The sequence below is a fragment of the Pigmentibacter sp. JX0631 genome (assembly GCF_029873255.1).
In the GTDB taxonomy this organism is placed as follows: domain Bacteria; phylum Bdellovibrionota_B; class Oligoflexia; order Silvanigrellales; family Silvanigrellaceae; genus Silvanigrella.
On the sequence record NZ_CP123622.1, the window covers coordinates 787,627 to 814,431 of the forward strand.

Annotated in this window: 30 protein-coding genes and 1 tRNA gene; 21 read left to right on the forward strand and 10 right to left on the reverse strand. The window is 30.7% G+C overall.

Features of this window, described 5'->3' with window-relative positions; all coding sequences use genetic code 11:
* Positions 1-13: 13 nt before the first annotated feature.
* The 4 genes from QEJ31_RS03300 to QEJ31_RS03315 all read right to left on the reverse strand — a co-directional run bounded on the left by QEJ31_RS03300 (position 14) and on the right by QEJ31_RS03315 (position 4,606).
* On the reverse strand, positions 14-415 hold the full coding sequence (locus QEJ31_RS03300; protein ID WP_280592374.1) for a hypothetical protein: 402 nt from the start codon (positions 413-415) through the stop codon (positions 14-16).
* Positions 412-1,371, reverse strand: coding sequence for a hypothetical protein (locus QEJ31_RS03305; RefSeq protein WP_280592375.1), 960 nt, complete (start codon positions 1,369-1,371; stop codon positions 412-414). The genes QEJ31_RS03300 and QEJ31_RS03305 overlap by 4 nt, the downstream gene beginning before the upstream one ends.
* A 55-nt stretch (positions 1,372-1,426) precedes the next feature.
* The gene (locus QEJ31_RS03310) at positions 1,427-3,133 is read right to left on the reverse strand and encodes a hypothetical protein (protein ID WP_280592376.1); all 1,707 of its coding nucleotides are present in this window, start codon (positions 3,131-3,133) and stop codon (positions 1,427-1,429) included.
* 300 nt (positions 3,134-3,433) lie between these two features.
* On the reverse strand, positions 3,434-4,606 hold the full coding sequence (locus QEJ31_RS03315; RefSeq protein WP_280592377.1) for a pyridoxal phosphate-dependent aminotransferase: 1,173 nt from the start codon (positions 4,604-4,606) through the stop codon (positions 3,434-3,436).
* Between the two features lie 417 nt (positions 4,607-5,023).
* Here QEJ31_RS03315 and QEJ31_RS03320 point away from each other — a divergent pair, with 417 nt between their 5' ends.
* From QEJ31_RS03320 to greA, 13 genes are all read left to right on the forward strand, one after another.
* Entirely contained in the window at positions 5,024-5,872 is an 849-nt protein-coding gene (locus QEJ31_RS03320) for a flagellin (RefSeq protein ID WP_280592378.1), read from the forward strand.
* Positions 5,873-5,892: 20 nt separating this feature from the next.
* Entirely contained in the window at positions 5,893-6,774 is an 882-nt protein-coding gene (locus QEJ31_RS03325; RefSeq protein ID WP_280592379.1) for a flagellin, read from the forward strand.
* Positions 6,775-6,788: 14 nt separating this feature from the next.
* On the forward strand, positions 6,789-8,204 hold the full coding sequence (gene rpoN / locus QEJ31_RS03330) for an RNA polymerase factor sigma-54 (protein ID WP_280592380.1): 1,416 nt from the start codon (positions 6,789-6,791) through the stop codon (positions 8,202-8,204).
* Between the two features lie 151 nt (positions 8,205-8,355).
* Positions 8,356-8,862 (forward strand): HPF/RaiA family ribosome-associated protein, encoded by a 507-nt coding sequence (locus QEJ31_RS03335; RefSeq protein ID WP_280592381.1) that lies wholly within the window; start codon positions 8,356-8,358, stop codon positions 8,860-8,862.
* Positions 8,863-9,058: 196 nt separating this feature from the next.
* Positions 9,059-9,526: a PTS sugar transporter subunit IIA gene (locus tag QEJ31_RS03340; protein ID WP_280592382.1), complete on the forward strand. Its 468-nt coding sequence runs from the start codon at positions 9,059-9,061 to the stop codon at positions 9,524-9,526.
* A complete protein-coding gene (gene rapZ, locus QEJ31_RS03345; RefSeq protein WP_280592383.1) occupies positions 9,523-10,425 on the forward strand; it encodes an RNase adapter RapZ in 903 nt (300 codons plus the stop codon). Before QEJ31_RS03340 ends, rapZ begins: the two co-directional genes overlap by 4 nt.
* 102 nt (positions 10,426-10,527) lie before the next feature.
* Positions 10,528-10,854, forward strand: coding sequence for a thioredoxin (trxA, locus tag QEJ31_RS03350; protein ID WP_158998228.1), 327 nt, complete (start codon positions 10,528-10,530; stop codon positions 10,852-10,854).
* Positions 10,855-10,856: 2 nt separating this feature from the next.
* Positions 10,857-11,750 carry a ribonuclease HII gene (locus QEJ31_RS03355; protein ID WP_280592384.1) on the forward strand — a complete coding sequence of 298 codons (894 nt, stop codon included), beginning with the start codon at positions 10,857-10,859 and terminating at the stop codon, positions 11,748-11,750.
* Between the two features lie 111 nt (positions 11,751-11,861).
* Positions 11,862-12,221, forward strand: a complete 360-nt coding sequence (locus QEJ31_RS03360) for a hypothetical protein (RefSeq protein WP_280592385.1) — start codon at positions 11,862-11,864, stop codon at positions 12,219-12,221.
* Positions 12,193-12,672, forward strand: a complete 480-nt coding sequence (locus QEJ31_RS03365; protein ID WP_280592386.1) for a hypothetical protein — start codon at positions 12,193-12,195, stop codon at positions 12,670-12,672. Before QEJ31_RS03360 ends, QEJ31_RS03365 begins: the two co-directional genes overlap by 29 nt.
* Positions 12,673-12,678: 6 nt before the next feature.
* A complete protein-coding gene (locus QEJ31_RS03370) occupies positions 12,679-13,554 on the forward strand; it encodes an N-acetylmuramic acid 6-phosphate etherase (protein WP_280592387.1) in 876 nt (291 codons plus the stop codon).
* Between the two features lie 144 nt (positions 13,555-13,698).
* Complete coding sequence (locus QEJ31_RS03375) at positions 13,699-13,947, forward strand: DUF1844 domain-containing protein (RefSeq protein ID WP_280592388.1); 249 nt, start codon at positions 13,699-13,701, stop codon at positions 13,945-13,947.
* 278 nt (positions 13,948-14,225) lie between these two features.
* Entirely contained in the window at positions 14,226-14,726 is a 501-nt protein-coding gene (gene greA, locus QEJ31_RS03380) for a transcription elongation factor GreA (RefSeq protein WP_158998222.1), read from the forward strand.
* A gap of 32 nt (positions 14,727-14,758) precedes the next feature.
* Here greA and QEJ31_RS03385 read toward each other — a convergent pair whose 3' ends face one another.
* Positions 14,759-15,592 (reverse strand): hypothetical protein, encoded by an 834-nt coding sequence (locus tag QEJ31_RS03385; protein WP_280592389.1) that lies wholly within the window; start codon positions 15,590-15,592, stop codon positions 14,759-14,761.
* On the opposite strand from QEJ31_RS03385, the gene QEJ31_RS03390 reads away from it, so the two are divergent.
* The 6 genes from QEJ31_RS03390 (at position 15,572) to QEJ31_RS03415 (ending at position 20,250) form a co-directional block, all read left to right on the forward strand.
* On the forward strand, positions 15,572-16,045 hold the full coding sequence (locus QEJ31_RS03390) for a hypothetical protein (protein ID WP_280592390.1): 474 nt from the start codon (positions 15,572-15,574) through the stop codon (positions 16,043-16,045). The genes QEJ31_RS03385 and QEJ31_RS03390 overlap by 21 nt on opposite strands.
* An 8-nt stretch (positions 16,046-16,053) precedes the next feature.
* Positions 16,054-16,368, forward strand: coding sequence for a hypothetical protein (locus QEJ31_RS03395; protein ID WP_280592391.1), 315 nt, complete (start codon positions 16,054-16,056; stop codon positions 16,366-16,368).
* A complete protein-coding gene (locus tag QEJ31_RS03400; RefSeq protein ID WP_280592392.1) occupies positions 16,368-17,432 on the forward strand; it encodes an AI-2E family transporter in 1,065 nt (354 codons plus the stop codon). Before QEJ31_RS03395 ends, QEJ31_RS03400 begins: the two co-directional genes overlap by 1 nt.
* Positions 17,425-18,075, forward strand: a complete 651-nt coding sequence (locus QEJ31_RS03405) for an RNA polymerase sigma factor (protein WP_280592393.1) — start codon at positions 17,425-17,427, stop codon at positions 18,073-18,075. The genes QEJ31_RS03400 and QEJ31_RS03405 overlap by 8 nt, the downstream gene beginning before the upstream one ends.
* A gap of 61 nt (positions 18,076-18,136) precedes the next feature.
* Positions 18,137-18,904 carry a hypothetical protein gene (locus QEJ31_RS03410; RefSeq protein WP_280592394.1) on the forward strand — a complete coding sequence of 256 codons (768 nt, stop codon included), beginning with the start codon at positions 18,137-18,139 and terminating at the stop codon, positions 18,902-18,904.
* Between the two features lie 89 nt (positions 18,905-18,993).
* The gene (locus QEJ31_RS03415; protein WP_280592395.1) at positions 18,994-20,250 is read left to right on the forward strand and encodes a tetratricopeptide repeat protein; all 1,257 of its coding nucleotides are present in this window, start codon (positions 18,994-18,996) and stop codon (positions 20,248-20,250) included.
* 41 nt (positions 20,251-20,291) lie between these two features.
* On the opposite strand, the gene QEJ31_RS03420 is transcribed toward QEJ31_RS03415, so the two are convergent.
* The 3 genes from QEJ31_RS03420 to QEJ31_RS03430 form a co-directional block, all read right to left on the reverse strand.
* Positions 20,292-21,806 carry a DUF2079 domain-containing protein gene (locus QEJ31_RS03420; protein WP_280592396.1) on the reverse strand — a complete coding sequence of 505 codons (1,515 nt, stop codon included), beginning with the start codon at positions 21,804-21,806 and terminating at the stop codon, positions 20,292-20,294.
* A 169-nt stretch (positions 21,807-21,975) separates the two neighbouring features.
* Positions 21,976-22,962: a sensor domain-containing diguanylate cyclase gene (locus tag QEJ31_RS03425; RefSeq protein WP_280592397.1), complete on the reverse strand. Its 987-nt coding sequence runs from the start codon at positions 22,960-22,962 to the stop codon at positions 21,976-21,978.
* Between the two features lie 8 nt (positions 22,963-22,970).
* The gene (locus QEJ31_RS03430; RefSeq protein WP_158998212.1) at positions 22,971-23,438 is read right to left on the reverse strand and encodes a hypothetical protein; all 468 of its coding nucleotides are present in this window, start codon (positions 23,436-23,438) and stop codon (positions 22,971-22,973) included.
* Between the two features lie 125 nt (positions 23,439-23,563).
* On the opposite strand from QEJ31_RS03430, the gene QEJ31_RS03435 reads away from it, so the two are divergent.
* Positions 23,564-23,649 (forward strand) — tRNA-Leu (locus QEJ31_RS03435).
* A 121-nt stretch (positions 23,650-23,770) separates the two neighbouring features.
* Here the strand turns inward: QEJ31_RS03435 and QEJ31_RS03440 are convergent.
* Both QEJ31_RS03440 and QEJ31_RS03445 read right to left on the reverse strand, forming a co-directional pair.
* Complete coding sequence (locus QEJ31_RS03440) at positions 23,771-24,031, reverse strand: hypothetical protein (protein WP_280592398.1); 261 nt, start codon at positions 24,029-24,031, stop codon at positions 23,771-23,773.
* A gap of 3 nt (positions 24,032-24,034) precedes the next feature.
* Positions 24,035-25,129 (reverse strand): hypothetical protein, encoded by a 1,095-nt coding sequence (locus QEJ31_RS03445; protein ID WP_280592399.1) that lies wholly within the window; start codon positions 25,127-25,129, stop codon positions 24,035-24,037.
* Between the two features lie 747 nt (positions 25,130-25,876).
* Here QEJ31_RS03445 and QEJ31_RS03450 point away from each other — a divergent pair.
* Positions 25,877-26,734 (forward strand): LysR family transcriptional regulator, encoded by an 858-nt coding sequence (locus tag QEJ31_RS03450; RefSeq protein ID WP_280592400.1) that lies wholly within the window; start codon positions 25,877-25,879, stop codon positions 26,732-26,734.
* Positions 26,735-26,805: the final 71 nt, after the last annotated feature.

Below are 26,805 nucleotides of genomic sequence, written 5' to 3' on the forward strand. Positions count from 1 at the left end.
ACCCTCTCACCAATTACATTTCATCCGGCAAGTAAAGTTCTTCACCATTGCGCATCACAGTGATTGTTACATTACCTTTGCGATAAATTTTTGTTCCATCAGGTTTTACTTCTAATAAAACTCTATCTTGAGTATCTTTTAACCAAGCCACATATTCCTTTGGTGAAAGATCTTTTGTATCTATTTTTTTATTTTCTTCTTTTTGTATGTTTTCAGTTGAGTCATTTGTTGTTAGTTTTTTTTCTTCAACTTGTCTCTCTGCACTTTTATTTTTTTCTTCTAAAGCAAGAATATCATTTGCCTTTAAAGGCTCACGCACAAAATGCCCTTCATCTCTATTTCTGGTAATATAAAAAGAAAGAAATGCTAATAATGATATAATAGAAAATATTATAATAACTTGTTTGCGACTCATGATCCCACCCATAAAATATGACTAAATGACTTTGTTTTTCTGTTTAATTTTACGATTACTAAGTTACTTCCAATATTTTTAACGTCACATTTATCAGCAATAAATTCTCCATTAGAAAAGCACTTAGAATATAAAAGAGTAGCTGTCTGAATATATGGAAGCAATTTATTGTGATCTAATAAAACTTCTTTCAGAAGATCTGGATTTACATTTAAAGCTTCTAAAAGAATAAATGCCGCTTCGGTTTCAGATATTTTTTTATTATTTTGTTGTTGAATTAAAGTTAAATATTTTTCTAATGCCTCGACACTAAGTAGTGGATAATTTGGTTGAGTCTCGTCGAGCCAAGAAGTTAATTTACCTACATGCTCCCAACCTATTTTTTTAAACTGTTGATCATAAACTTTTGATAACACAGAATGGTACTTTAAATCTGGTGTAAGATTATTCATTCTATCTGATAAGTATTGTTCTAACCCAATAGTAATAAATGCTGTAGTGACATCACCTAAAAAATTATCGTTTTTGCAAGTTAACAAATTGTCATTTGTATACTTCAAAATGCTATTTGACAATCTTTCAATTTCTTCGGCGTTTAAGGTATACATTCCATTAGGCTTAAAATGTTCCGTTAAAGTAATGCGATCAGCAGGTAACAACGTTTTGAACCAGCTATTAAAACAACCTTTAATATTTCTGCCAAGATCGTTACTGACATTAAAATAGACTGATAAATTATTATAAACAAATCCTGAGTTCTGAAGTCTTTTTGTTAACCAAGTATCTAAATATAAATATTCTTGATCAGTAAAATTTCTGTTTAAAGAATTAACAAATACTACTTTATTTAAGGCATTTGTTGTTCTAAAGCCACCTTGCACCAAAGTAACAATAGAGCTTTGTGCATAACATGTCATTGAAATTAAAAGTTGGAGAAAAAGGATTTTCTTAAACATAAATATTTACCTATATTATTGAAAAGGACTTCAATTGAAGTCCTTTTCTTATGAATTAAAGATCTTCTGGTAAGATATTTCCGTCTTGAGAAGTTGGAGCATTTGTATTTCTGTTGATTCCGCATTGAACTGCATCTTGTGTTGTTACACAAGATTGAGACTGTTTTGCAGACTGCGTAGCATCCGCTAATGGTTTTGCTGTAGCAAATTCGCCTTCACTACACGCTCTATATGCTTGTGACTTCACATTCCAAACAAAACAAATGCTAGTTGGTATGGACAACTCTAGTTTAGTAGCTGGTGTAGAAACGATATCTTTTTGGAATTTAACACCGCTAATTCCAGATACATCTTGAACTTGTGATTGCCAGTAATAATTAGGACGTTTCACTAAAGCTTGAGTAGCTGTCGTTCCCCAACCAGATTGTTGATATGCTTGGAATACATTTTGATAACCATTAGATGGTGTTGTTCTATCAAATACTTGCGTTTGTTGCACTTGTTGCCAGTATTGTCCCTTGTCTTTTGGTGAAAGGTACGATTTTTGGAATTGTAAACCACCTAAATATTGTTCGACTTCTTGTTGTGCTGCATGTTGGATATAGCCTTTATCCCCAGCTTGCACTGTAACTTGGCACGGACTTTGTTGTTGCCCTTGTTGTACAAATAGGTTTGAAAGAGTGTTATCATTGAAAACTGCTACTTGTTGGTTAATAACATTTCTGTCTTTTACAACCATTCCTGCACCAAAGTTACAAGTCACATTTCCTTTTGAAACTGGAATTTGTTGTGAAACAACCCCTTTAATTGCAATTGGTGGAATAAATGGAGGTAAATTACGCGCAAACGCAACAGCTCCGTTTGTTGTTAAATCAAAGTTAAACGTTGCACCTGTTAAAGTTCCGCCCCCTTTTAAAGAAGCAAAAATTGGGATACCAGCACGTTGGCTCTTCACACCATTTGCGTCATATTGCAGTTCTGTTAGTGATTCAAAGACAAGACTTGTTACAGGAACTACAGAGATTTTTACAAATGGAGCATAATTTGCTTTATATGTTTTAATTTTTGTTAATTCATCCGCAGTGAAACCTGCATAAATATTTCCTGTAATTAAACCACCATTAGATGAACTTAATTCAACTAATTTTTGGCTTAATCTATTTTGTCTATCGATTATACTTTCATTATGAAATAATGGAAATTGAATTCCTGCACTTGCAAAAAATGTAGATATGTTTGAATAAATGGCATTTAAAACGCCAGCTGGAATTGATTTTTCAAAAGCAGCTGCATTATTTTCAGCAGTCTTTTGTCTATCTTGTGCTTTTCTTAGATATTCTTGATAAATTGCAAGATTAGGATCTCTTGGGTTTGTTTTGATAGTATTATCAATAATATTTTGCAAATCAGTTACAACTTTTCTTACATTAAAGTATTCTTCCGTAGTCATATTTGAAAGTTTAATACTTGTATCAGAAATTTGTGATGCACTAGATATTGCAACTTCATTTTTAATAAAAGTTGCACCAATACCTTCAGCATTTACCGATGCTTTAAATTTTGGAACATAATAATATTGAGAATTATCTGAGCTATCTTGATAAACTGGAATACTAACGACAAAATCAATAGCTGATTTGTCACCTTGTTGCATAGTTTGTTGGGTTGGTAAAGGTAAAATAGTTGAATCTGTTTTAGGTAACGCGAAAGTAGCTAATGGAATCATTCCCGCAATCACACTTAACAATGATTTACAATACATAATTACTCCATATAAGTTAATGGTTATTCACGGACAAGGAAACAGCTTTTGAAAATAAATTTATGGTTTTAATTTTATTTCTAGATAGCACAAATAGTTATTTATATCAACATGTTAAAAAGTTTTTTTTTGCAATTTATTTTTTATCTAGATGAAAAAGAGGTATAATGTTTTTTGGAATGAATTTAATTTTACAATATTTTCAAAAAATTTAGAATTTTATTTTTTTATCTATGAAAATAAAAAAGCAGTCAATTAATATTGACTGCTTTAGTTTGGAATAATCGTATCAAAGAACTATTACACTTGAGTTAAAATTTCTTTTAATGCTTTTGATCCATCAGTAACTTGTTCTGTGCTGCAACTAAATGCAAATCGAATTGCGTTAGCACAACTAACACCAAAACTATCACCAGGCGCACTTCCAATTCCACGTTCAGCTAGATAATCAGATAATTGCGCTACTGAACGAATTTGAAGTTTTTGGAGTAATGAAGTTTCTACTTCACACCATAAGTAAAATGCGCCTTGTGGTTTGAAAGGTAACAAACCAGGAATTTCGCTAATAGTATTGAACATTATTTCTCTGCGTTTTCTATACTCAGTAAGCATAAAATTTAAGTGATCGCGCGGACCAATCACAGCAGCTAAAGCGCCCCATTGTGCGATGCTATTAATTCCGTTAACAGTACAACGTAACAATTTTGGAATTCTTTCAGCAAGTAGTTTATTTGTAGAAACAATATATCCTACTCGCAATCCACTCATTGCATGTGATTTAGAGAATGAGTAAATAGAAACAGCTTTTTCATAACCGTTTAATCCGCTTGCTGCTGAATAGTGTTCTCCTTCATATACAAGATCTTCATACGCTTCATCACAAACTAACCAAAGTCCTCTTTCAGCTGCTAGGTTAGCAATTTTTTGTAATTCTTCTTTCGGAACAATTGCGCCTGAAGGATTTTGTGGAGAATTGATAAAAATTGCTTTTGTTCTTGAAGTTATTTTACTAATTATATCATTGTAGCTGTATTGATAATTATTTTGTCTGTTTAAAGGAACAGAAACAGTAACACCACCAGCTAAACGAATATTTTCCCCAATTTCAGTCCACAAAGGCTCAGGAACAATAACTTCATCGCCTTGCTCTAGCATGCATTGGAAAACAACATAAAGAGCGTGCATTGCACCATTAGTAACAAAAATATCTTTTTCTGTTACGTTAATTTTATTTTGAACATGCAGTTTATTTGCTAAAGCTTTTAGAAGCTCTGGAATACCATTGTTAGGAATGTAATGCGTTTTTCCATCACGAAGTGCTTTTTCAATAGCTTCAGTTATATTTGGTGCAATTGAAAAACTAGGATCTCCTGACTCTAATCTATAAACTTTTTTTCCTGTTGCTTGTAATTTTAGAAGTTGTTCTCTAATTTGAACAATTTTGCCGAAGCTTATGGAGTCAAGACGATTCATTATTAACCTCTTCATTTTTTCAAAAAAAACATAATAGAACCCTTGAAAGACAACCAGAAGGAGGCTGTAAAGTCAAGAAAAATCGTGAAATATTTGTAACTTACTAAAAAAAATACATCTTTCTTAAAGAAAGAGAAGCCCATTTCTTTTTGAAAAGTAGTCTAAATATTTCATAATTTAAGGAAAAACATTGTTTTTTATAACACGCTATAATTATTGTATATTTTAAAATTTATTACATAATATTCAATTTTTTCTAATTTACCAATTTCTTTCTTCGATAAGTGCTGCATAGGTCACGGAACTACCAAGGATAACAGGTAAATGGCCTATTTGTTTGCAAAGTATCAAAGGTTGATACCGCAAACGCCCCGCAATCAACAAATGCGGTTTCTGGCAATCAAGGAGGAATATTTTATGGGTTTACGTATTAAAACCAATGTAGAATCCCTTACTGCACAACGTTTTTTATCAAACAATAATGCAGATATGACTTCAAGCATGGAGAAATTATCTTCTGGTTTAAGAATAAATAAATCAGCAGATGATGCTGCAGGACTTGCTATTTCTGAAGGCTTAAGAGCAAAAACAAGAAGTTTAATGCAAGCAAAACGAAATGCAAATGATGGAGTTTCTTTAGTGCAAGTTGCTGAAGGCGGACTAAATGAAACAACAAATATTTTAATTCGGATGCGTGAATTAACAATGCAATCTGCTAGTGATACAGTAGGACCTCAAGAACGTGAATATATTAACAAAGAATATCAGCAGTTAACTGAAGAAATTGATAGAATTTCAGAAACTACAGAATTTAATGGAAGAAAATTATTATCACCGCAAGCCTCTGAAGAACCAATAACTTTACAAGTAGGCTATAACGGAACAGCAAATGACATTTTAACTTTGCAATTTGGTGAAGAGTCTACAGGAATAAATTCTGAAACTTTAGGATTAAAAGATACTTCATTAGCAGGGGAAGATCGCGAATCAATAGCGGCAAATTTAAATACAATTGATTCTAGTTTAAATTTAGTAGCATCAACAAGAGCAACTCTTGGAGCAACTCAATCAAGATTAAATTCAGCAATAAGTAACATTTCTATAAATACAGAAAATATGTTGGCAGCAAATAGTCGTATTCGTGATACGGATTTTGCAGAAGAAACAGCAAGATTATCACAAAGCAGAATTTTATCCCAAGGCGGATTGGCCATTTTAGCACAAGCAAATCAAAGACCAGAAATGGCTCTTTCATTGTTACGTTAATTATATAAAGGGATAAAATTATGGGACTTAGAATTAAATCAAATATAGATAGCATGATGGCACAAAGGCAATTAAGTGAAAATCAAGATGAACTTAGTAATAGTTTAGAAAAATTATCCTCTGGTTTGAGAATAAATAAATCTTCTGATGATGCTGCTGGGTTGGCTATTTCAGAAACAATGCGTGCAAAAATAAGAAGTTTTGGTCAAGCCAAACGGAATGCATCTGATGGAATTTCTTTTTTACAGACTGGCGAAGGTGGATTGAGTGAGCTAAATAATATTATTATTAGAATGCGAGAACTGACAACTCAAGCTGCTAGTGATACTATTGGAGAAACTGAACGAGGTTTTTTAAACAAAGAATTTCAGGAATTAGGTAAAGAAGTGAATAGAATTAAAGATCAAACTGAATTTAATGGAAGAAAACTTTTGTCCCCAGAAGATCAACGTGACATAAATGTTCAAGTTGGTGTTAATTTTAGAAATGTTGCAGGCGAAACGAATGAAGAAAATGAAGTAATTACCCTTAAATTTGATGATTTAACCGAACTTAGTGAATCCTTAGCAAATTTAACAGAATTAAGTATTGAAGGAGAAAACGGAAGAGAGCTTGGTGGTGGAAGTACTGAAGATATTTTTTCTGCTCTTGATGATTCGATGCTTAAAGTAACAAGAACAAGAGCAACACTAGGAGCATTGCAAAGCAGACTAAACTCTACTATTACTTCAATTGATATTGGGAGTGAAAATTTAAGCGCAGCCCAATCAAGAATTAGAGACGCTGATTATGGTTTAGAATCTGCAAAATATGCGCAAAGCAAAATTTTAGTTTCTGCAGGTACTTCAGTTCTAGCACAAGCAAATCAAATTCCTGATTCTGTGTTACATTTACTTAGATAAGTGGAGATAAATTGATGGCTTTAGAAATAAAGCAAGGATTAAAAACAACTCAAAAGCTATCTCTTTCGGCAGAATTAAAACACTCCATTACAATTTTAACTTTGGGACGTTTTGAATTAGAAAAACTAATTACTGATGAATTAGAAAAAAATCCTTGCCTTATCGGTGTTTCAGCAAAAGAAGAAAAAGAGTATAGCCATCATTATGATGAATTAAAAAGAGCATTACAAAACTCTTATAATCAAAATGACTATACAGAAAGATATAATGACATTAAAATTACTGAAGAAATATCTCCAAATGAAATGCGGAAAGAATTTGCTGATTCATCTCTAATACAGTCATTACACTTATTTATTGAAAATCAAATTTCTATTATGCGGCTTAGCGACTATGAAAAAGATTGTGTTTTTACAATTCTCCAATATATCGATGATAATGGCTTTTTAAATACTGATTTAAATACCATAGCAAGTAATCATGAAATTCATTTTGATGATATCGCTTTTGCTTTGGAAACTGTGCAAAAATGTGAACCAACTGGGATAGGCGCACAAAATTTACAAGAATGTCTTTTGTTGCAATTTAAAAAATTAAACAAAAAACCAAAATTTGTAGAAAATATTCTTACAAAATATTGGAATGAATTTCAGAAACAAAATTTTTTAAAAATTGCAAAATCTGAAAAAGCAACCTCAGAAGAAGTAAAAGAAGCATTTCGTTTTATTAAAAATAATTTTGATCCTAAACCTGCAAGACAATTTGGCCAACAATCTAGTCAAATTATTATTCCAGATGTCTATGTTTTTAAAAGAGATGGAAAATGGATTTGCAGCACCAATGATAATGGTTTACCAAGAATAAAACTATCGAAAAAATATTCTAATTTAATAAAAACATTAAAAAATGAGATAAATGAAGGGCAATATAAAGAAACATTTAAATACATAAATGAAAATGTGAAATCAGCTAAATGGCTAGTTAAATCTTTAAAAGAAAGAGATAAAACTATAATTAAAGTGGTTGAAAGTATCATAAAATATCAGGAAGAATTTTTTGAGCATGGTCCCGAGCATTTAGCTCCAATGACTTTAAAAACTGTTGCCAATGATCTCGATCTCCATGAAAGCACAATTTCTAGAGCAACATCTGATAAGTATTTGTATTCACCTAGAGGAATTTTTGAGCTTCGGTATTTTTTTAATGCAGCAATAGAAAATAACTCGGGACAAGAAATGGCTAATGAAGCAATTAAACAAATGGTAGCGGAACTTATTAAAAATGAAGATAAAAAAAGCCCCTTGTCCGATCAAGAAATTTCCGAGAAAATACAAGAGCATAAAGGGATAAAAATCGCACGCAGAACAGTCTCCAAATATAGAGAATCACTAGGAATTATGTCTTCTTCAAAAAGAATTCAACGCTTTTAACCCCTTATAATTTAAGCCTTGCTTGTGAATTTAAAACAAAGTAATATAAAATAAATATTGCAGTAATCCTTTTCAGTACTGTAATATATGGGTGGTTTTTCTGTTAAATCACTTTATTTCTGCTTCAGCTTTCACTCTTAAAGGAGGCTCCATGCAAGTAGAAGTTCATTTCGTAAATTTCCCTAAATCACATCATGTTAAAGAACTTGTAGCGCAACGTATTCAAGATTGTGTTACAAAATTTTCTGCAAATACTTTTAATGTTCACGCCTATTTTAGTGTGGACGGCATAGTACATCATGTGAAATTAGCATTAAATGCTGGGAAAAATAATATTTGTGTTAATGCTTTTGCTAACGATGTTGCCCACAGCATTGATAAGGCTCTTGATAAACTAGAATCTGCTTTGAGAAAAATTTCTAAGCGAAAAATTCACAAAAGAATAGAATTTTCTTCTGTTGAATCTTCTTCAGACTACAACGTAATAAATCTTAGAAAATACAAACGTTATGCAGGTATGCAAGAAAATATTTTTGATAAATTTGAAACGCACTATGTTTCTAATTTTGAAGACCAAGTTCGAAAAGAAAAAGTAGTTAGAAATAAAACTAAGAAAAAATCATCAACTCAAAAAGGTCGTATGCGGAAAGCGAGTTAATACTCTAGGTTTGAATTTCTTGATTGATTTGTAGAGGTGGAATTCTTTTTTAAGACTTTCCACCTCTTTTTTTGCTTCCTATAAATTATAAGCTAATATAGAAATTGACAGCGGATTTATTTTTTCCTATGAAAGTGAAATAGGGTAAAAGTAGCCATAAATGTTTCAAACGTTCATTTTACAGCGGAAATTTAAAATGACACTTCCAAGCATCCGCAATCTTATACAAGAACAATCAGGAAATTTATTTCTTCATTCTAAAGTTAAAGATGATTCTCTGAGAGAAATTTCAGAGGTGATTTCACTTGCAAAAAAAAATATTGATAAAATGGAAATATATACTTCATTGCGGGAAAGAGAAGCAAAAGCCAGTACTGGTGCCGAATTTGGTGTTGCATTTCCACATGCTTATTCTACAAAAGTAAACGAAACAGAATTGTTTCTTTTTATATCAAAAGAGGGGATCCCTTTTGAGGCTTTTGATCAACTTCCAACAAAAATATTTTTTGTTATTTTATCTCCAAAATATCCTAAAGTGCCTAAAATTTCTAACCTCAATATAATTGCTAATATTTGCAGAATTATGAAAAGTGAAGTAATTAGAAATAGGATACTTTCAGCAAACAACTTAGAAGAAATTTTGCTGTGCTTGGAGCCTCAATGACAAATGATTCTAACGCAAAACAAACTACCCCGAAAAAAAATGTAATTATTATTTCTGGTCTTGCGGGATCTGGAAAAACAATCGCAATTCATGCTCTAGAAGACTTAGGTTATTATTGTATTGACAATTTGCCAGCTGTTCTTTTGCAGTCTTTTGCTGATTCTATTGCTGGAAATACTTTAAAAGCGACACATATTGCCCTAGCTTTAGACTCTCGTGACACCGACAATCCAGTTACCTTTGAAAAAATATATCCTTTATTATTAAACTCTTGTAATCTTACAGTTTTATTTTTTAAAGCCACTAACGATGTCATCATGCGTCGTTTCAGGGAAACCAGAAGACAACACCCATTAAGCAAAGCAAATCCTCTGTCTAATTTGCACGATATTATTGAACTAGATGAAAAAACACTCGAACCTATTTTTCAGTTGGCGAATAGAACCATTGATTCTACTCACTTATCTTCGCAAAATTTAAAAAAATTTATTTACAATCAATTCTCAATTTCTGGAAATCAGGGACATTTACTTTTGAACATTGTCTCTTTTGGATTTAAACATGGCACACCTTCAGATCTGGATACATATTTTGATGTACGGTGTTTTAAAAACCCCCATTATGACCCTGAAATCAAGCATTTGACAGGTCTGACAAAAGAAATTAAAGATTATGTGTTTAGCGATCCCAATGTTGAGCTTTTTATAAACAAAGTTACTAATTTGATTAACTTTTTTTATCCCTTATACTTAGATGAAGGAAAGCATTATTTTTCAATAGGAATTGGTTGTACCGGTGGGAAACATAGAAGTGTAGCCATAGCTGAAGAGCTCGCAAGTATTTTTCGCAAACAAATTCCACTTGTAACTATCGAACATCGCAATATAGATAAAGATTAGTCGCTATCTTCCTCTTGACCAATGCGTTTTCTGTTACAACTTATCGTTTAGGAGTGCAGTTTTAAATACTGCTATGATTTTAAATGTTGAAAGGATAAGCAAATGTCAGACTTAGTGTATAAAATAACAGAACATAATTTTCAAACTGAAGTATTGGAAAGCAAAATCCCAGTACTTGTTGACTTTTGGGCAGATTGGTGCGGACCTTGCAAATCATTGGAACCAGTTTTGGAACAAATTGCACAGGAACAAAAAGGAAAAATTAAAATTTGTAAAGTGAACGTGGAAGATAATCCTCAATTAGCAGCAAGCTTTAATATTCGGAATATTCCATTTCTCGCTTTTGTAAAAGACGGTCAAAAAGTAGCAGAACTTGTTGGCAACCAACCTAAACAAGTTATTATGAACCAAATTAATGCATTGCAATAAAAATGAGTGACTCTAAATCGAATTTTTTTCAAAATGAATTCTTTTTATTAAATTACTTATTAAAGGAACAGATTTTTAACTACAAATCTGTTCCTTTAATTATTTCTATTGATGAAGTTGGAAGAGGTTGCGTTGCCGGATCAGTTGTAAGTTGTGTAAGTTTGTGGGCAGACCTCAGTGCTTTTCAGAATTCACTTTCTAAAAATTATAAAAAACATTGGTTGCATTTAATTAATGACAGCAAAAAGCTAACTGAAAAAAAGCGCCAAGAATGTTTTGATATTATTTTGCGTGACTATGAAATAACTTTTCAAGAAATAATATGCGGTAAGAATAATAATATTGAGTCCTTTCAAGCCTTATCAGAATCAAAAAACAAATTACATTTTAAAGCAGAAGAATTTTCAACTGAAAACATTCCAAAATACAAAAGTAACTTAGAATGTTTGCAATTTATCATTGGACAAGCATCACCATTAGAAATTGATACTTTAAATATCTGGAACGCTGTACAATTATCAGTTGGTAGAGCTCTTATAGAATTACAAAAGTATGTTAAAAATAATTTTCCATTTCTAACAGATCATTTATCAAATGCTTTAATATTAATGGATGGAAAGCATTTTCTAAAAGTACCTCAAGATTTTTCCCAAAATTTACAAGTTACCGTAACAAAAGCTGATGGAATATTTGTAAGCGTAGGACTCTCAAGTATAATTGCAAAGGTTTTTCGTGATACACAAATGATTCAGCAAGATAAAAAATTTCCTCTCTTTGGTTTTGCTAAACATAAGGGGTACGGTACTGCTAGCCACCTCAATTTAATTCAATCCCATGGAATTTGTGAAATTCATAGGAAAAGTTTTTTAGCAAATCATCTCCATTCAAACTTATAATTCCTTCATTTTATTAGATACCCTGCAAAAAAACTAAAGAATTTCTTTCTAAGTCCGAAGTGCCTAGTACAAAGGACAAAAGTAACGTGAGCTAAAGGATTGAGGTAACAAATGGTGTCAAAAAACCCTGCACAATCTAATCCAGTAGATGTCTCTTATGAGCTCTATAAGGAGCTTGCAGGAGAAATTTGCGCTCCATTAGATGATTTTGATTTAACAATAGATCTACGTTACGAACTTTATACAAGTAAGTTAACATATTTATATAATATTCAAGAGCAATGTTTTCGTTGCATAAATTCACAAGAAGAATGCAATTCTTATACTCAGGAAGATTTAGTTAATATTCAAAATGCAATTGAAGTCACAAAAGAATTTATCCGTCAAACAATCAGAGAATCACTTCAAAATGGTTTAACTATAGCAGAAAAGAAGGCTCTTGATGCTTCCAGAAATAAATACAATTCTTGAAGTATTTGAGCGTATGTCTCTTGATGACAAAGTTTATTTTAGCTTTCCAAATGAAGAGGACATACAGGTTTGTATTTTATTCAATAAAAAACCAGATAAAAGGAATTGGAGTTTGTGGTTTGCTATGAATGAAGAAGCCTCCAAACAAACTTTATCAGTCCAACATCTCCAACAAGTGCTAAAAGCATTTAAAATTAATGAAAAAATTTTCCTGAAAGAAATAGCTGATGTATTATTACTTCAAGCTGCTTATGCAGATGAGTTCATCCGCCAAATATCAGAAGTGTTAGGAAAAGAAGCCGTGCAAAAGTCCATTCTTCAAACTCAAAATTTTATGGATGAGTTAGCAGAAAAAATAAGAAGTTTAATTCCTCCTGATAATGAAAAAAGTATTGAAGAAAAAAAACAACAAAAGGCAAAAAATAAAAATAAATTTAAAATTGTAAAGTAAAAAAGTATGACTGATACTGAAAACAAAAGTGAAAAATATAATAAATTGGATTTATGGGATACGAAAACTATTTTAGATACAATTCTCGAATCGCAATTAAATGCTATAGCTTCAATCAAACTTATTTCAGATGAATTAGAACTTACAGTAACTAAAGCTGTTCCTTTACTAGAAGCAGGTGGTAGACTTATTTTTGCCGGAGCGGGAACCTCGGGGAGAATAGCTGCACAAGAATGCGCAGAACTCTATCCCACTTTTTCATGGCCAAAGAATAAAGCCCATTTCTTACTCGCTGGTGGGCAAAAAGCATTTTCTGAAGCCATCGAAAATGCTGAAGATAATATTGCGCAAGGGGAACATGATGCGGAAAAACTTAAACCAACAGCTAAGGACATATTTATCTGTTGTGCAGCCAGTGGGCGCACTCCCTATACTCTAGGTGTGATGCGGACGGCTAACCTTTCAGGATCATTGACAATTGGAATTTCATCGGTAGCTCAATCCCCACTTTTAAACGAAGCTAAGATTAAATTAAATGCCAAAACAGGGGCTGAAGTGATAGCAGGCTCAACCCGAATGAAAGCAGGTACTGCCCAAAAAGTAATATTAAATATGTTAACAACGAGTATAATGATCCGGTTAAATAGAACTTATGACTCATATATGATTGATTTAGTTGCAACAAATGAAAAATTAAATAGTAGAGCGATAAAAATTGTTGCCGGTATTTGCAATGTTACAACTGAATCTGCAAAAGAGTCCTTGGTTATTTGTAAAGGGAAAGTGAAATTGGCATGCGTTTATCTAAAATATAAGGACTTAAAAACAGCAGAAGAAATTCTTCTCGAACATGCTGGAAATCTAAGAAAATGTCTAGAATAAAGCCCACTTAAAAGATAGATTTCCTTTTAGAACCACTTAATTTTTTAAACATGCAAGAATTCTTTCAAGAAATAGTATTATTTGAATTCAACTTTTAAATGATTATGATAAGCCTACTGGTGACTCTTTTTGGGAGAAGAACATATGCGAGAACATTCTTTATTCGATCTTCTTGTTTTATCTTTAGGAAATGCGGCTCTAGTAGGATTAGGAATCGTCCCAGAGCCTGGAACAAATACAACTAGAAAAGATCTTGAATCGGCTAAATATAACATTGAGTTGCTCGAAACTTTGCAGAAAAAAACTAAGGGTAACCTTTCACAAGCTGAAGATGAAATGCTAGCTAGCCTTCTTTATGACCTACGATTAAAGTATGTTGAAGCTAAGAAGTAACCATGCTATCCTATAAGGGTGTCATTGAAAAAAAAAATGATACGCTTATTATAAGCATATCATGCGGGCTGAACGACCTCACCGCCATTCAGCCCGCTGGTTAGTTTATGAAACTTATTCTTCCTTTCACAAGAAGGAAGAGTTCACACTACATGTGAACTAAAACTAGTTAGAGGGCATTTTGCCCGAAGATTTTAGCGAATCGACCTTTATACTCAATAAAATTGGTGGAAAGATCGGTTTGTTTCTTTTTTTATCCAAATAAAAAGGTAACTATTATGTCTGTTGAAACAAACTCTCCCATTCCAATTACCTCAATCGGTCACGAAAAGCTGAAAGAAGAATTGAAAAGATTAAAAACCGTAGATCGTCCTAAAGTAATATCTGAAATAGCTGAAGCCAGAGCACTTGGAGATCTATCTGAAAATGCTGAGTATCATGCCGCTCGAGAAAAACAAGGATTTATTGAAGGCCGCATTATGGAACTCGAAGATAAATTAGGCCGAGTGCAAGTGATTCAAATCGGCAAAGGAAAAACAGATAGAGTTGTGTTTGGTGCTTTGGTTTCCTTAGTTGACGTTAGTGACGACTCTAAGGGAGAAGAAAAATGCTATCGTATTGTTGGTGATCTAGAAGCTGATATAAAAAATAACGCAATTTCAATTTCAAGCCCTCTTGCAAAATCACTCATTAATAAAACCATTGGTGATATTGTGACAGTAAATCTTCCAAGGGGAGAAAAATACTATGAAGTAAAAGACATTCAATTTACTGAATAGAAGTTACCTAATAACTATCTCCTTTTGTTTATTTATCTTTTCGGCAATACCGAACTAATAGCTTGATTGAAATCTCCAATTTGTAACGTTAAACCGAGTGCTACAAAATAACTTTCGTTTTCAAGTCCAATAGTATTTAAATAAGTGTTTGAAGAACCGTTGTTTAAAATGATCAAAGATTGTTTTCTCCACCCCCCCTGAAAGGTGATGGCTTTATTCCTCGTCACAAAATAATCAAGCCCAACAAAAGCTGAAAACATGTCAGGTACTGGAGAAATCATTTTATCATTCCCTGAATTTGTAGTGATTTTCATTTCAGGATACCAAGTAGCTCCATACTCAAAACCTGAGAGCAAACGAAAATGCTGTCCCATATTTGCAACCAACCCACCTAGTAATGTTGGAAATAAGACTCCATAGCCTTGACTCAATTTGCCATAGGACTCAACTTCAGAAAGAATCCCAGCAGTTGTGCCGATAAAAAATCCAAAAAAAGAAATAATATTTATATGATAAGCGTATCTTAGATAAAAAGCAGCATTTCCACCTGTCTTAGAAAAATCTGATATTACATTTTGATTTGAAGATGCTGAGTTTTGATGAAAGTTCCAAGTGGAATACTCACCGGACAGAAGTAAAGATAAATTATGTCCTGCTCGAAAATCTGGGACATAATCAAATTTTTCGACAACTTCATCTTGTGCAAAAAGTTCATTCATAAAAAAAAGAGATTGTGTTAATATCGAAAAGGCGATGATTAATTTTTTGTAGGGAATCATCAAACTATGTCTTTGTCTTTTCAAAAAAACATGACAACTTTTTTCATTTTTATCTTTGGTGTTTTGTTGATCAAATTTTCTAGTCATGCTTTAGCAATTTCCCTATATGGCAGTTTAATAGCATTTTTTCTTTTCTTATTTCTTTCATTTATTCAAAAGTATAATTTTGAACTTATAAATTTCTTTTTATTTCACTATCTATCCTTTGCTTTTATCCTAGTGTTTCCGTTAGCTGAAACAAGTATTCTTGCTATTTTAACAATTTTGTTAAGAGAGAACATTTTAATGGCAAAACAGCAGGCTGAAAAAGGCTCTCGTTTTAGTCTATTATCTGATTTAGGAATCATAAAACCGAAAAGACAATTTTCTTTAAGCATTAAAAAAACATTAATATTTACAACAACCTCAATATTAAGTTGGTGTATCGCAAGCCTTCTACCATTAACAGGCTTACCACTTGCTTACTTTATGCTTTTCCTATTTGCTATGGCAATTGGAAGTCTTATTGTAGATGAGCTTGCCATTGCCAAGAAGGAATAGGAGAAAAAATGGGCAATCATAATTTTTCATTAGATTGGAAAAAAATTCAGGAAACATTGTCCGATGCGGCTAAAATTAGTTCAAGAGAACTAAAACGAGGTGTGGATGAAGCAAAACATCAAATTAGAAAAGTTCAAATTGTACAAAAAAGGAAAGAATTATTTGCTGAGTTGGGGCGAAACCTTTATGAGGCTTATGTAGATGGATTACCAGAAGAAGTAGAAAATTTTTTAAAACAAACTGAACTTTACGAAATTATCGAAGATCTTAAAGAAACAGATAAAGAATTATTGAAACTAAGAGGCGAAAGCAAGGAAACATAATGAAATCATATAGAGGTAAAATATTTTTTCTTTGCTTTTTCTTAGCATCCCTAGGAATATTTTTATTTCTAAACATAGTTATTGGACCCATTATTTTTGCTTTTCTTATAGCATATTTATTAAATCCTTTCTTTGAATTTTTGGAAAAAAAAGGAATAAATAGAGCTTACATTTCTATTACAACATTAATTATATTTGCCTTACTATCTTTGCTTGCAATTTGGATCTTATTTCCAATTCTTTTTGAGCAATTAAGAGGTTTGATAAAATTATTGCCTGGTTTTAAAATTTATCTAGAAGAAAATTTGTTACCTAAAATTCAATCAGTAATATCTGAATTCACTGGGCAAAAGCCTTATAAAGTTATTTATCTTTATGATTTATTTCCTATTAATATAGATAAAGTTAGTCAAACCCTATTAGTCAAGATCGGTGATAGTACAAGGTTTTTAGTCTCAGTTTTATTATTAGTTATATTTACTCCGTTTTTTTCATATTTCTTTATGCGTGATTTTACCAAAATGCATAATATTATTTTTGACCTCATCCCTATTGATTTAAAACCTACTTTTATTGAATTTAAAGAAGAAGTAAATACAAAATTGCGTTCAGTTTTACGTGGTCAATCCATAGTTATTTTAACATTATGTGTTTTGTACCCAAGTGCATTATTAATAGCTGGTTTGCCCACCGCAATCGCTGTTGGTATTTTAACTGGATTAGCTAGACTTGTGCCCTATATGGATATCCTTGTTGGCAGTTTTCTATGTTTTTTTGTTTTGGTTACAAATTCTGCTTCTACTCATCTTATTTTTACTGTCTCTCTAGCTTTTTTAGTTGTACAATGCTTAGATGGATTATTCATTACGCCAAGGATCATGGGACGATTCTCAGGATTACATCCTTCTCTTGTTATTCTTGCCGTACTTTGCTTTGGTGACTGGTTTGGTTTTTACGGAGTTTTATTGGCAGTGCCTTTAGCGGCCGTAGGAAAAGTTTCCTTTGCAATGATGATTAAATCATATAAGGAATCTCAATTTTACAAAAATGGTAGCAATGGATAATACAAATTGCATTGAATCAATCATAGAAGTTGAGTTGAATTGGAATGAAGAGTTTGTACTCTATTCCAAAAAACATTGGGATGGTATGTATCGATTTTGTTATAGTTTATGTAACAACAAATTACTTTCCGAAGATATCCATCAAACATCATTATTAAAAGCTCTTAAAGCGTTTCCTAAGTTTCTATTAAATTATAAAAATCCAATTATATCTAACGCAGATATCAGTGATCTTTTTTTGTCTTCAGAAATTCAATATCACTTTAAAAATTGGCTTTACAGAATTGTTAAGAACACATATATTGATGAACAACAACTGCATAAAAAATGGAAATTTGATTACTCAGAAGACACTCTCCATAATCTTAGCACTGAGCAACTTGAACATTCAGAGACTGCTTCGGTTAAAGATGATGATCTGCAAAGCAATGAAAAAGAATTTTATAGATTAGCTTTAGATGATAATTGGAAAAAACGTTTTTCTGAATTAAATGATAGACAAAGAAGTGTTATTTATCTGGCAGCAGAGGATTACTCTTATAAAGAAATATCATCTATCTTAGGGGTTCCCATGGGAACTGTCATGAGCACGTTATCAAGGGCTTTAAATAAACTCAAAAATCCTACGACTGAAAGGGAATAAAATCATTCCCACTAACGTTTATACAATTGAATGACTGAACTTAATTTGAGGTGTTTTTAAAATGTTACCAAAAAATCCAAATATTCAAAATAAAAATGAATCTTGGAAGGAACAAGTTAAAAACCATTTCCATAAGCTTTCTGTTTCTTCTCAGAGAAAACGCAGCCTTGAAAAGCTTCTCCTAAACTCCGGAAAACAGAAAAATATTAAATTTTTCAGTACTTTAAATCAAAAATTAAAAAAAGTCTATCTACAAAATAAAAAATTATATGTTTCACATGTAGTAACAGCGCTCATTGCCGCCTCAACTACATTTTTTTTCCTCAGTGTATTTGAAAATTCTAATCATGATTTTATCTCGGAAATGGTTTCTGCCTTACAAGACGCAAATGCTTTGCCACCTGATTTTGACCTTGTCGGAGACTCTTCAGCACTCCCACAGCTTTCAATGGACTCCTTGCCAGATCAATCTTTTGAACCTGTCATTCCCCAGCAATTGGCTCAAACCTATTTTGCGGCTGAAGGAAGGTTTTTTCTTTTCAAAGGATTACAAGGTGTTAGCATAAAAATGGAACCGAACCAACTCAATAAAAAAGTTGTTCGGAAAAAATCAGCAACATTATACATTGTTAAATTATCAAAAAAGAATGAAAACTTCCCTAAAAAAAATGTTTTGAAAAAAATTCAGGCTTCTGCAACTAAGATTAAGAAAGTTTATGCTTGGCGAGAAGGGGCATATGGTTACGTTATGGTTCAACCTATCGCTCCTAACGAAAATACATTAGAGGATAATATACTAGTTAATGATGACTGGAATCCTTTAAAGTAAATAATTTTATTCCTTCACAATTATTTTTACTTTAATAAATATTTAGCGTTTACTTTCCGAAAAGTCTTGCAGCAAACTGAGGACTTTTCATGAAAATAGACAAATCAAATGAACTCCAAAAGAAGTTAAAAATTATTGTTGTTGAAAGCTCTATTGAACTAAGATCTTTTTATGCAGGGGCTATTAAAAAGAGTGAATTCTTTGAAGTTCAAACTGCAGCAAATCATACAGATGCATTGCAAATTCTTAGTGGTGATTATGATGCTTATCACTTTATTTTATTTAATTGGCAATCTTCATCAATTCCTATCAGTATTTTTATTCAAAATATTCGCAGAAATTTCAACTATGATCACATTGAATTAATTGCTTTTGCCCAAAATTTAAATGAAGAAGATGCGTTTCTTTTTTCTGAACTAGAAATTCACTATACTATTCCCAAAATTATGAATGGCGCTCAGTTACTTAAAAAGCTAGAAGAAATAAGAAATGACTATCATTTCTTTCACCCTGTGTTAAGAAAAATTAATGAATTAAAGCATTGTATCCATATTGAAGATTTAGAAAAATGCGAAGAAATTATTAAAGATCCAAAAATTCAACAAAAAATTCTTCACAATCATAAATTTTTATACTTGCATGGTGAAATCCTTATATTACAAAAAAAATATACGGAAGCGATAAAATTTTTTGAAGATATTTTAAAAGATAGAAGTAGAATAAATCAAATAGAGACTCTGCGTACAATGAGTGCCTTAGGAAAGGCTTACTGCCTTGCTGGAAAAAACAATGAAGCCTTAATGATTTATGAAAAATTAGAAGCAAAAAGCCCGAGAAACTTAAATCATAAAATCATGGTTGGCGAAGCTTTGCTTGGGTTAGAAGAAACATATAAAGCTGAAGCTAAATTTCATGAAATACTAGATAAAGTACCAAAAGATAAACAAGCATTAACAGGCATGGTAAAATCAAATTCTATTGCTGGTAAATATGATTTAGCAAGATCTTTTTTTGACCAAATTGAAGGAGATTTTGAAAGTAAATCTTTAGCTAGTTATTTTAATAATCGAGGCGTACTTTTAATCAAAAAAAACAACTTTAATGAAGCCGTTGCTTTTTATAAAAATGCTTTATATTTTTTCAAAAAACATAGGGGCCTAATAAGTTTTAATTTAGGTATGGCTTATTATCGCAATCACAATATTGAAGCTGCAGCAGAGTTTTTTGAAGATGCTATTAAAACATTAGATGATCAACAAATTTCTCAAAAAGTATTATTAAAAGCTTTTAAAGAAGAAGGAGCTGTGAACTTTATAGCAAAATATAAACTAAAAAAAGTAGGTTAGTTGGTTGTTATAAAATTCAAAATTTAGTTACAAATACGTTTTTACTTACAATCTATCTTAATACTATCATAAAAAGCTTGATAGTATTTATCTTGATATAATAATTTAAAATCACTATTTTGTGTTATCTTCTCAAAAGAATTATTATAATTAATAAGACAATTTTCATTTTCGATATTGTTATCACATCTATCACTTACAAATTCAAAATTTTCAGGGGTTCCAATGATTACTACTTCTGCTTTTTCAAATTTATCCAAAAGATACTTAGTTTTAGAATTTGGGAGAAAAGAAAAAGTTTTATGATCTGTGGCAAATATTTGCGGTTCTTTTTTACAATATTTGTTTATGTAAATAAGAACTTTATCAAAATTTTCTAGTTTATTATTATATTTTAATTTGTAATCTTCCGAGTTCGACGCTCTATTTATTCTAACAAGTAATATTATAGAAATTAATATTAATAAACCTGAAAAAATATACTCATATTTAGGTATTTTATTTCTAATAAAATTATACATAACAAGCATTCCAACAATAGATGCGATATAAAAACCTGGAAGCATCATAGCTGAATTATACCAAAAAAGATTATTTTTATCTGTTGCATTAGATAGAAATAAAATCGTTCCAGGAATATGCACGCAAATCCATTGCAGGGGATTAAATATTCCCAAATAAAAAAATGCTTCGTTAAATCCAGTCATCCCTGAATTTATTAAAGCTTTAATCACTTCAATTGGATGAGTTAAGACATTAAAAATAATTTCAGAACCGGAATTTCCCCAATGCGACCAAAATCTATTAATCCAATAAGCTTTATCGGCTCTCATGAGTGGCATAAAAACAGTTAAGTTTAAAATTACTACAATTGTACAAAGTATAATCATATAAAGTATATTAAACTTAGTTTTCTTTTCTAAAGGTATAATATTTTTTGGAATAAAAAGAAGAGATAGTAATTGAAAAGAAAGAAATAAACCCATATCTTCTCTTACACCAAGTGCAAGAATAAGAGGGATAGAAATTGTTAAAAAAGATCTATTTTCAAGTAACATGGTTAAAGTTAACAAAGAAAACGAAAAATATATAATTTCAAAATGTCCAGCAACAAAATTAGCATTGATAAATTTATTAGAAAAAAACAAAAGAGATAGAAAAATAGTTGAACTTATTAGAAATAGTTTATTAGTAAATTTACTTAATATTTTTCTATAAATGAATGTTAAAAAGTAAATAATTGAAAAACATCCTATTATATTTCCTAAAATAACTGTTAAAAATTGTGATTCAAAAAACTTAAAAAAAGGAACTAGTAGAAATAATGTTGGTGTCCAATGTAAAGAAAGATGACTAATATCATACGTATCTACAAAAAATGTTTTTCCTTTTGCAGTATTTGCAAGAAAGTCGGAAATCAGTCCAAGATCATAAAAATCCATTCTAAAACTTGCACTAATAAAAAAAGTCCAAGGAACAATTATCGATTTAATAGTAAAAAAACAGCAAAAAATGATAAGAATATATTTTGGAAAATTAAATTTTGAACCTGTCATGAAAAAACCCTTTAAGATCTTCAAAAGCAATAAAAAATGAAAAAAAACATTAAACTATATTAATAATTTATTCAAATGTTATTAAATAAACTATTATTTTAATATGTTAAAGAATTTATTATAATATTTTAAGACTATTAGTATTTAAAAGATGTAATTAAAATAAAATCTACACTTCTGGATTGGTTCCTAAAAATGTTTGGACAGGGATACGCCCTTGGCCAAAATCAACTATCACTACGTTTCTTCCACTCTCTTTTGCTTGATAAAGACATTCATCTGCCCGTTTAACGGCACTTTCTTTTGTATCGTCAACACCCTTAATTAATGTGACCCCAACACTGGTCGTAACTGGAATTCTTGTTCCATTAAAAACATATTCATTATTTTGAATAGCCTGCCTAAATTTTTCCGCCGCAACTGCAGCTCCTCGTTCTGAGGTATCAAAAATCAATACAAGCAATTCTTCGCCACCATATCGCCCCAAAACATCCGAACGTCGACTTTGAGTTTTTAAAATTCTTGCTGTTTCAGCCAAAACAAAATCACCTGCTTGATGACCATAGGTGTCATTGACAGATTTAAATTTATCCAAATCAAACATAATGACACTTAATTTTGGAATAATATTGTTGTTTTTACAGCGTTCAATTTCTTTATCAATTTGTTCTTCAAAATATCTTCGAGTATACAAACCAGTCAAAGGATCTGTAATAGATTGAATTGTTTTATCCTTATATTTGGACTGTAAATTTGTTTCTGCGGTAACATCACGTAACAAAAGGCAAGCACCAAGCATTTTTCCATCATTTTCATAGTATGGATAACTACTTATAATAAGTGTTAAGTTTTTTCTTTTTGATAAATTAACAGCAGGTACTTCATCAATTCTTGTTGGTGCATTTGATTCTAATATTTGTTCAATGGCACTTTTTTCACTGCCTGGAATAGTTGTAGAAAGCATTTCTTTCAAATTATCAATTCTACGAATATCTATCGATCTTAACTCTATAATTTGGCAAAATGCAGCATTGAATTTCAATACCTTTTGTTCTTTATTAATTAAGACAAAGGCATCTAGAAAGACTCTAGTAAAATCTCTATGCGCTTCAAACTTTTCAATTAATCTTGAGTCGAGAACGCTTTGATTTTCCACCAGCCACCTCAACGCATTAAAAATACAAAATATTCATCTTCTAATTCTTCAGTCTGCATGGCGCAGTCATCATTATCACACTTAGGTGCAGGTGGATAAGTCTTTGGAGGTAATGAAGCCGTCTCAAAAAGTTTTTTATCCTCTTTGTTGCAAATTTCACATATATAATTGACATAAAAGCTTGATACTGTTGCTTTTCCTAGAAAACTAGGAATCATATTAATTTGCATAATAATGTCAGTTGTACATTCTGTAAAAGATATTTTTCTTCCCTCTTCTAATGTCCGTAAAAAACTTACCCAAGCCCTAACCCCAAGAGAGTTAATGCTTTTTACTTGTGCAAAGTTAAAAATGATATTTTTAGCCTCTTTTAATTCGGAAACCAAATTTTTAAAAGCTATTTCAGAGTCTTCATTTATAACCCCAACAAGACTTACGCTTTTTCCATCATCATTTTGTACGATGGAGTATTCCACAGGTCTTCCTCCGCTTTAGTTCGCTAGTAAGTTCTCGTATGATCTTATCAATTTTTTAAGCTTAGAAGATTTTAAAGAGATTTTCTTGACATTCTAGGCAACGATTACTAAGGAAAGGAGACTAGGCTCTTGTGGCGGAACTGGTAGACGCGCGCGACTCAAAATCGCGTTTCCATCGGAAGTGGGAGTTCGATTCTCCCCGGGAGCACCATTCTAAGATTCTTCACTTTTAGAATAAACAAATCGTAACTTTATACTAAATTAATCTAATTTAAAATTATTTTATAAATGTTTTTGTTTTTAAAGAATTTAATTTTATTCCTGAAAAAGTTTTATTTTAATAACCCTAAAGTATACAAAGGAAATTGTTTATGAAATGCAGGATCTAGTACTACAAATGTATCTCTTTTTAATATATTTATTTTTTCAATTAACTCATCTTTACTCAAATTTTTATTTTGCATTTTAAGGTATAATAAATAGCTTACAGCAACAGGTGTGGCATTTGAATTTGAAGCTAAGTCCGAGGTTGGTATTCTTGATCCTATATTATTTATAGAGAATACGACATAAGGAAATTTATTCTTAACCAATAATTATTCATCATTTGGAATATTAATAAAAACATCTGTGCACTGTTCAGCTTTTTTATTTGTTTCAATATATTTAGATTCACGAGAACCTAATTTGCTAAAAGAATGATTATATTCACCGACAAACGCTACTCTTATTCTGTTGTTATTTTTTGTACAATCAGAAAAATAAAAAGGATCATTTTTATTTATATGATATTCAGGATCCGCTGCAGATTGGACTAAAACAGCATTTGTCTCATTAGCTATTCTATTTAAAAATTTGTCATAATATAACTGCTCAATTTTCAGCTTTAAATTATTCGATACACTCATTCCTAAATAGTAATCTCTTGAAACTCCTCTTGATAATGAGACAAAATTAATATTATAATCATTAATATTACGAATTAAACTTTCTGCATTGCTATTAAAATATTTAGATATTTTTTCTAACTTCACTTCTTCTGAGTCATTTGATGTTAATAGTTTTCTCAAAATATCTGTTTTATTACTATAAGCAATTATGAATTGAGAACTAGGACTATTATTTGCTAAATAATTAAAAATTAAAGACCCATGTAAATTATTTGTCCCATGAATTGAATTACTAAAATAGTTCTTAAATAAACTTTTCGATCTATTTAATAACTCATAAGGAATTTTTTCATATTTATCATTAGCTAAAGTATCTAATAAAATATTTTTTACTGCTAAAGGTATTTTTAAATCCTCAGTATCTTCTAGAAAATTGCCATTTTCATTTTCCCTTAAATTTAATAGAACTCTTTTGCTATAACGGGTAAAAGAAGCTAATCTCATACTATCATCATCAAATATTAAAACTCTCAATCCTTCACTTTCTGCTTTTGGTTGTGCTTTTGAGGGAAATACAGAAACTTGTTGGCATAGAGTATCAAACTGAGATGTTTTACAACTGCCTTTAATTTGATTTAATTGTTGCTGAATAAGATTGTTTACTTCAGAACTAAGTGCAGGATTAGGATCTTGCCAAAAATATTCATTTCCTTCAATATTTTTATTTGAAGATTCTGTGTTTTCCTTTTTCCCACAAGCTCCAAAAACTAACAAACCTATGGCCAAATATTTTTTCTTCATACAGTTCACTTTACTCTAAAAAATTGTGTGGAACAATTAATAAGCTATATTCATTTTAAAATATTTTTCTGCTTCTTATAACTGAATTAGTAGAATCTAAAATATACTAAAATAATTACGTCACATATATTTAAAGCACTTTGAATATATGCAAGCAAATTATATCAGTTATTTTGTCACTTAAATTCAATTTATGAACTAAAATTTTTATAAAATTAATTTCATGAAAGATTATCCATCTAAAAAATAGTTATGTAAAAATCTGATTCAATTACGTAAAAATCTTGTTACATTTATTACCATTTTTATTTTAAGTCAACTATCTTTATTTTTAAATTAAAAATATGTAAAATGCGCTTACTACATTTTTTTTAGATATATTCAAATTATATTATCAAAGGATTTGAAATCACATTTCAATTACTAATTATATATCCTCTTTTCTTGAATGTTTTTGATCCACTACCCTTAAAGCTTTCTTTTTTCTATACTAGCAATATATTTTTGCTTCATTGATAGCAAAACTGAAAAAATTTAGAAAATAGGCGAAACCCAAAAAGCGAAACAATATTTTTTTGGTTGTTCTTTCTAAATTAACAAATTCATTTCGCATTCTAGCTCTTAATTTTATATAATTCACTTAATTTTCAATATACTCCTTTTAATCTGTAAAAAATTCTATTAGTTTAGCAGTATTTTAGTTTTACTAATGACTAAGTTTTTTGTATTGAGAAGTAAAGGTGCAAAATGCTTCCTAATTCTAATGATCTTGAATACTTTCTTGAAGTAACAAAAACTTTAAACATTTCAAAAGCAAGTGAACGGATGGGGGTAGCTCAACCAACAATCACACAATCTATCCATAAATTAGAGTCTTTATTAGGAGCTCAACTTCTAATTAGAACTAGGACAGGAGTACATCTAACAAAAATCGGACAAAAAATGTCCAATCAAGTAGCATTTATTTATGAATATTGGAATTCAATGCGTAGAGAAGTTCAGCATGATTTATATGAATTGCATGGAAAATATACAATCGGCGTACATCCTGCTGTTGGGTATTATACTTTGCCAATTTTTTTCAAAGAAATTTTCTCAAAAGCTCCTAATATAGAAATAGACTTTATCCATGACCGATCAAGAAATATTATCGAGGAAATTTTAAATTTTAAAATTGACTTTGGATTTGTAGTAAATCCATTCAAGCATCCAAATTTAATTTTAAAAAAAATATGTGATGATAGTGTTTGTATTTTTGAAGCAAAAAATACAAGATATAGTGACGTTTTATTTGGAAATTTTGATTTATTACAAACACATTGGATAATTAAACAATTAAAAAGAAGTAATTTTAAATACAAGCATTTTGTATCTACACCTGACTTATTTGTCATTTATAAAATGGTTTTAAGTGGTGCTGGATACGGTATATTGCCTTCGTTAGTTGTTAAATCACAAAATAGTAATACTTTGACACTTGCTAATCAAAATTTGCCACAGTATAAAGATCAAATTTTTCTAGCATATAGAAGAGAAACACTAACCTCTAACTCAGCTAAACTAATTGCTGAAATATGTAAAAATATAGCAATTTCTAATCCATAATTTTCACTTATCTTTCCAATAAATTTATTTTATTTTACTGAACAGCATTTATTTTTTATCATTCTTTTAAA